General features: G+C 68.7%; 6 protein-coding genes. All 6 read right to left on the bottom strand.

Annotated elements, in window-relative coordinates; all coding sequences use genetic code 11:
- Window positions 1–39: 39 nt before the first annotated feature.
- A complete protein-coding gene (locus tag ID132_RS05905; protein WP_193128110.1) occupies window positions 40–1,233 on the bottom strand; it encodes a type III PLP-dependent enzyme domain-containing protein in 1,194 nt (397 codons plus the stop codon).
- Complete coding sequence (locus ID132_RS05900; RefSeq protein WP_193128109.1) at window positions 1,230–1,853, bottom strand: sugar transferase; 624 nt, start codon at window positions 1,851–1,853, stop codon at window positions 1,230–1,232. The genes ID132_RS05905 and ID132_RS05900 overlap by 4 nt, the downstream gene beginning before the upstream one ends.
- On the bottom strand, window positions 1,831–2,928 hold the full coding sequence (locus ID132_RS05895; protein WP_193128108.1) for an ATP-grasp domain-containing protein: 1,098 nt from the start codon (window positions 2,926–2,928) through the stop codon (window positions 1,831–1,833). The genes ID132_RS05900 and ID132_RS05895 overlap by 23 nt, the downstream gene beginning before the upstream one ends.
- A gap of 200 nt (window positions 2,929–3,128) precedes the next feature.
- The gene (locus ID132_RS05890; RefSeq protein ID WP_193128107.1) at window positions 3,129–3,980 is read right to left on the bottom strand and encodes a GNAT family N-acetyltransferase; all 852 of its coding nucleotides are present in this window, start codon (window positions 3,978–3,980) and stop codon (window positions 3,129–3,131) included.
- A 103-nt stretch (window positions 3,981–4,083) separates the two neighbouring features.
- Entirely contained in the window at window positions 4,084–4,674 is a 591-nt protein-coding gene (locus ID132_RS15525) for a GNAT family N-acetyltransferase (RefSeq protein ID WP_459562450.1), read from the bottom strand.
- A gap of 580 nt (window positions 4,675–5,254) precedes the next feature.
- On the bottom strand, window positions 5,255–6,259 hold the full coding sequence (locus ID132_RS05880; protein WP_193128106.1) for a GNAT family N-acetyltransferase: 1,005 nt from the start codon (window positions 6,257–6,259) through the stop codon (window positions 5,255–5,257).
- Window positions 6,260–6,330 lie beyond the last annotated feature (71 nt).

Here is a 6,330-nt window from a genome sequence, read left to right as displayed (position 1 = left end):
TTTTGTAGTTCTGACGGCGTCGANACAAAAAGTGACCACTCAACTTTCTGGCGGAAGCCAAGAGTTGCCTCTGAGGTAATCCGAGACGGATGCGCGCTCGCGGACCCGCGTGTAGGCACCGGCGGCGTCGCGCACGTAGACCGCGGGCGGAAGCTCGATGAACGTCGACTGGTACGACATCGTGTAGGCGCCGACGTTGCGGAACACGAGTCGGTCGCCGACTCGCAGCTCACGCTCATCCTCGAGCGTGAGCAGTCGGTCGTCCTCCATGCAGGTGAAGCCGCTCACGATCTGCGTCGGCACGGTCGCCGACGACGCCGTCGTGAGGTCGACGGCGAAGGGCCGGCGCCGGCGAAAGAGCGGGTCGAGGTCGGTGCGGCTCGTGTCGGTCACGACGATGCGGTTGTCGCCGACCCACTTCACGTCGACGACGCTTGCGTGAAACTCGATCGGCACCGCCGTGAGCGAGCCGCCCGGCTCGACGATGAGCCGAGTACGGGCGGGGTCGACCGCACCGACGAGGCACTCGCGAATGGCGCCGACGTAGTCGTCGAACGTCGGGCTGTCGTCGAGGCTGCCGAAGAAGCCGCCGCCGATGTCAACCCAGTCGNGCTCGAGTCCGCGCTCGACGATGAGCTCGGCCGCGAGGGAGGCGGATGCGCGGTACACGTCGACCGACTGGCTCCGTGAGTTTCGGTGCATGTGCAGCCCCGCGAGGCGCACTCCCCCGGTGCGCAGCCGCGCGATCGCCGCATCGAGCTCACCGTTTTCGACGTTGAAGCCGAAGCGGCTGCCCGCCGCACCCGTCGTGCTCTCGCCCGGCACCCGCTCCTCGAGGTCCCAGTTCACCCGCAGGCCCACCGCGAGCCCCGCATCCGGCTGCTCTCGGCCGAGCTCGGCCGCCCACTCCACCTCGCGCTTCGCGTCGAGGTTCACCATCGAACCTGCCGCAAGCGCCGCGCGCAAGCGCTCGCGACCCTTGACCGGGCCGTTGTAGACGATTCGCTCGGGTGGGTAGCCGAGGGCGAGGGCGAGCTCGTATTCGTGGTCTGAGACGACCTCGGCCCACACGCCGCGATTGCGCAGGTGCGAGATCAGCCACGGCAGCGCGTTCGTCTTGAACGAGTACGACAGGATTGAGTTAGGCCAGTGCCGTTCGAGGGCCGCCTCGAAGCGGCCGGCGAACAGCGTGAGGAGCGGCTCGTCGACGACGAAGGCGGGCGTCGGGATCATGCCGTCGGCTCCTCGCGGAATGCCTCGCGCGTCACATGGCCGTCCGCCGAAATACCTTCGCGGCGCAGCACCGTCGTAACGGTGCGCACGAGGATGCGCAGGTCGAGCCCCGCGCTGCGGTGGTCGACGTACTCGATGTCGAGGTCGAAGATCTCGTCCCACTCGAGCGAGTTGCGGCCGCTGACCTGCGCGAGCCCGGTGATGCCGGGGCGCACTTCGTGGCGGCGCGCCTGCCGCGGCGTGTAGGCCTCGAGGTAGTGCACAAGCAGCGGCCGGGGCCCGACCACACTCATGTCGCCGCGCACCACGTTCCAGAGCGACGGCAGCTCGTCGAGACTCGTCGCGCGCAGCGCGCTGCCGAACGGCGTGAGGCGGTCCTCGTCCTCGAGCAGTCGACCCTGCGCATCCCGATCGTCGAGCATGCTGCGAAACTTCAGCAGCGTAAAGGTGCGCCCGTCTCGGCCAGCCCGCGCCTGCCGGAACAGCACCGGCGCGCCGAGCTTCGTGCGCACCGCGAGCGCGGTGCCCGCGATCACGGGCGCGAGCACGATGAGCCCGGCGGCCGCGGCGACGATGTCAAGGCCGCGCTTCACGAGGTCAAACCGTCGCGGCCGCGCCATGGGAGTACTCCTGAGGGTTGCGGGCCTGCTCGGGCTCGGGGTGTGCGACAGCGAGTACCTCGACAGCCTTGGCGGCGATCGTGCCCGGCCGGGCGCGGAGCCAGTCGGTGTCGGGGGTCCGGCCAAGCGCCCAGGCGACGTACGCGGCGGGGATGTCGGCCCCGGCGACGTGCGAGAGCGGGTAGCCGCCGCCGAAGCGCGGGTTGACGTCGATGACCGACAGTTCCCCCGCATCCGTACGGATCACGTCGAGATCGACAAGCCCGCGGTGCCCGAGCGCCCGCGCGACGCCCCGCGCGAGACCGAGGTAGGGCGTCGCGTCGACCGACTCGGCGCGATCGGTCTCACCGGCGCGCATCGCGATCTTGCGGCGCACGAGCGCGGTTGCAAACCCGCCGCGCAGGTCGGTGACGACGTCGACGCCGTGCTCGGTGCCCTGCAGCCGCGGCTGCACGACGATGAGCTCATCGGCCGCGTCGGGGTCGGCCTCGCCGCGTCCGTCGCGGTGGGTCACTTCGGCGCGGGCGCGGGCGATCGCCTCGGGCAGGGATGCGGCGCGCGCAAACCCGAGGCCGCGGGAGCCGCTGCCGTAGCGGCCTTTCACGACGAACTCGTCGGCACCGAGGCGCTCCTTCAGCGCCTCTGGGCCGAGGCGCAACGCCGTCGAGGCGAGCAGCGTCTCGGGGCTCGTCACGCCCGCATCGGCGAGCAGCTGCGCCATCGCCAGCTTGTCTTCGATTGTGCGCTGGCGCCGCGCGTCGAGCCGCACGAGGGCATCGAAAACCGACCGATCTTCGAGCCTGGCCCAGCGCGAGAGCTCGAAGTCGTTGATGCTCACGGCGAGCGTCACTGCCTCGCGGCGCAGCGTCGCCTCGAGCCAGTCGCCGTAACCGGGGTCGACCACCGGCATCGCCGCGACAAAGGCGTCGGCGACGGCGGCCGCTGGCGAGCACGGGTCGAGGTCGGCGACCACGACCCGACCGGCGACGCGATTGCGACGCAACGCCTCGCGAAACCACCGCACGAGGTACGGCCGGCGTCCGCCCGACGCGACGAGCACCGTGAAATCAGACATGTGCAGGCTCGCTCGCTACCTTGGTGGCTGGCTGCAGGTACNGGCGGGAAGAACTCGTCGGCGCGGCCCACCACGCGCTCCGGTGAGCGCTCCCAGAGCGCGCACCGGCGGCCGTACTCGACCGGGTCGACAACGATCCGCACGCTCGACGCGGCGGGTTGCACCTTCGTGAGGCCGGCCTTGAAGTGCCGCAGCGACTCCTACGCGCCGCCGTCGAGGAAGTAGTCGTGCAGGCCGTGCTCGGGCGCCCACGCCAACTCGCTGTCGTAGAGGCCGACCTGGGGCACCTGCCGCTGATAGTCGGGATGCACGCCCACATAGAGCAGCTCGGCGATGCCGTCACACTGCGCGACGAGGTGCCCCACCGCGAGCTGCCCGTCGACGATGGTGGCCCACAGCGCGAGGTGCTCGCCGAGGTTGTCGCGGAGCTGCTCGAAGAATTCGAGCGAGAAGCGGTAATCGTCGCTCGCGCCGACGCGATCCATCGTAAGCGAGTAGAGGCGGTGGAACTGCTCGAGGTAGCGCCATTCGGTGTCGGGTTCGCAGTGCAAGCCCTGGTTATGGAATTTCCGGATGCCGCGCTGATGGTTCACGCGCATCCCGGCCCTGATCTCGGCGAGGGGCCGGTCGAGCGGGATGTCGAAGGTCGGCCCGTGGTCGACGATCGCGCCGAAGGGCGCGAAGTCCGCGCCGTCGGGGTCGAGCAGCGGATGCAGTCGCAGGAACCGCATGACTACCCCACGCGACTGCAGGAAGTCGAGCAGCTCCCGAATTGCCCCGCGGCGCCACCGCGCTGTCGCACCCTCCGAGAAGATCGGCGACGACCGCACCTCGGAGGACGTCGCGTGCACCGAGTCGCCCGGGCCAACGAGCAACCGCAGCGGCACCGCGAGCACACCCTCCGCATCCTGCACGACGAGCAGCTGCGAGGAATGCCCCCGGAACGCGTCATAGGCGGCGAGCGCCGTCGGCAGGTGGTCGACGCCGTGCCGTAGTCGGGTCAGGAGTGCTGGCCAGCGCGGGTCATCAAGTTCAAGGAGTTCAACGTCCAACTCAGCGGCTGCCCTTCTCGTGCGGTGAATCGCGGATTACGACCCCGCCAGATCTCTGATGGTGGCAGAGTGATCATCGGCCGAGCACTCGGGGACGTGGCTTTCACCCCCGAGGCTCACCCCGGGCTGGCGGTAGNGGCGGGAAGAACTCGTCGGCGTGCGACACGCTGCGCCCCGCGGCGCGTTCCCACGAGGCACACTGTCGCCCAAACTCAACCGGGTCGATGACGATGCGGGCGCTGACGGCGACCGGTCGATGCTCGGTCATGCCCGCCTTGAAGCGGCGCAGCGACTCGTACGCGGCCCCGTCGAAGAAGTAGTTCTGCGCTCGGCGCGAGAGCGCCCACTGCACCTCGGCGTCGTAGGTACCGATGTGCGGAATCTCCTTGTGAAACTCGTGGTTCATCGCTCCGCAGAGCCCCTGCACCGTGCCGCCGCACTCCGTGACGATGCTGCCCATCGCCAGCACGCCGTCGACCTCGAGCATCCAGAGCGAAACGTGCTCACGGAGGGTGTCGCGCAGCCGCTCGAAGTAGTCGAGAGTAAAGCGGAAGTCATCGCTCGCGCCGACCCGCTCCATCGTCTGCGCGTAGATCGTGTGGAAGTCGGCGAGCCACTCCCAGTCGGGGTCGGGCGCATACTCGTACCCGGCCGCCTGAAACTTGCGGATGCCGCGCCGGTGGCTCTTGCTCATCCCCGCGCGGATGTCGTCGAGCGAGCGGCCGAGCTTGATGTTGAACGTCGGCCCGTGCTTCACCACCGCGCCGTAGCGGGAGAACTCGGGCACCGATGACTCGAGCAGCGGATGAAACCGCAGGAACAACGAGGCAACGTCACGACGGCGCAGAAACATGAGCAGTTCGCGGATCGCCTCGCGGCGCCACTCGACCGAGGTGCCGCCGGTGAACAACGGCGCAGAACGCACCTCGGACGAAGCTGCGTCGAGGCTCCCGCCATCGCTGTGCTGGATGCGCAGGGGCACGAGCAGCGCGCCCACATCGTCCTCGACGACCGCCAGCTGCGAGACCCCGCCGCGAAAGGCATCGTGTGCGGCGAGATACGCCGGCAGGTGATCAACGTCGTGTTGCACGGTCGCGAGCAGCGCATCCCACCGCTCGTCGCCAATGTCGAGTAGGTTTGCGTGCATGCGCTCCGGCGCCCCTCTCAGCCTCTGCGGCCTTTCGGGGTGTCGTCGGCCGCCGTGCTTCGAGGCTCTCAGAGTTCGTGAGGGTCACCGATGAATGTCGCCAGCTTTCACCCCGCGGAATGCCCCGTCAAGGCCCCGAGCCGCGCGCCGTCGCGATAGGGCGGGAAGAATTCGTCGGTTCGGCCCACCATGCCGCCTGTCTGGTGCTGCCAAGCCTCGCATCGGCGCCCGAACTCGGCGTGGTCGACAACAATGCGCGCGCTGTACTCGGCGGGTCGCACCTTCGTGATGCCTGCTTTGAACTGGTGCAGCGACTCGGTGCCCGCGCCCACTCAAGTTCCTGGTCGTAGAGCCCGACCTGCGGCACCCGGCTGTGAAAATCCGGATGCACTCCCGCGTAGAGCCCCTGCACGATGCCGCCGCAGTCGGTGACGAGATGCGCTGCGACGATCTGCTCACCGGAGCGGAGCACCCAGAGCGCCACGCGGTTGCCAAGCCCGACCACCAAATCCTGGAAGTAGGCGAGCGAGAAGTGGAACTCACCACGCGCATGCACCCGCTGCATCGTGAGTTCATAGAGCTCGTGGAAGGCCGCGAGATCGTCGTAGCCGGGCTCTCGCTCGAAGCGGAAATCACTCGCTCGGAATTTGCGGATGCTCTGGCGATGGCTGCGGCGCATATTCGCCCGGATCTCCTCGAGCGGATGATCGAGTGGGATGTCGTAGGTCGGCCCGTGCTCGACGATGGCGCCGTAGGGCGCGAAGTCGCTTCGATACCCCTCGAGCAGGGGGTGGAAGCGGAGGAACAGCGAAACGGTGCCGGAATCGCGCAGATGGTCGAGGAGCGCCCGGATGGCAGCGGATCGCCAGGCCGCGCTCGTGCCCTCGGTGAAGAGCGGCGCCGCGCGGAGTTCTGCTGATGCCGCGTCTCGCATCCCACCCGGCAGCTCGATGAACTGCAGCGGCACGGCGAACACGACGTCGCCATCGCTCACGTGGGCGAGGAGCGAGGTGCTCCCCCGCCGTCGATCGCTCGCCGCGAGGTAGCCGGGAAGGTGGTCAATGTCGTGTCGCACGCGGCCAAGGAGCGCGGCCCAGCGCTCATCCTCGTGGTCAAGAAGTTGAACTTCCATGTTGCCTTCTCTCTGGACCGTCCAAGAGGGAATGCTAGACCTGCCGCACACGAAAGGAGCGGGTGAACCTG

The organism is Gulosibacter sediminis, assembly GCF_014904065.1.
Classification (GTDB): domain Bacteria; phylum Actinomycetota; class Actinomycetes; order Actinomycetales; family Microbacteriaceae; genus Gulosibacter; species Gulosibacter sediminis.
The sequence above is the reverse complement of the archived record's forward strand: the minus strand, read 5'-3'. Positions and strand labels throughout refer to the sequence as shown.

What these genes read in the sequence shown, in the direction of transcription:
- ID132_RS05900 (WP_193128109.1), bottom strand. Translation starts at nt 1,853, where the DNA reads ATGGCGCGGCCGCGACGGTTTGACCTCGTGAAGCGCGGCCTTGACATC.
- ID132_RS05895 (WP_193128108.1), bottom strand. Translation starts at nt 2,928, where the DNA reads ATGTCTGATTTCACGGTGCTCGTCGCGTCGGGCGGACGCCGGCCGTAC.
- ID132_RS05880 (WP_193128106.1), bottom strand. Translation starts at nt 6,259, where the DNA reads ATGGAAGTTCAACTTCTTGACCACGAGGATGAGCGCTGGGCCGCGCTC.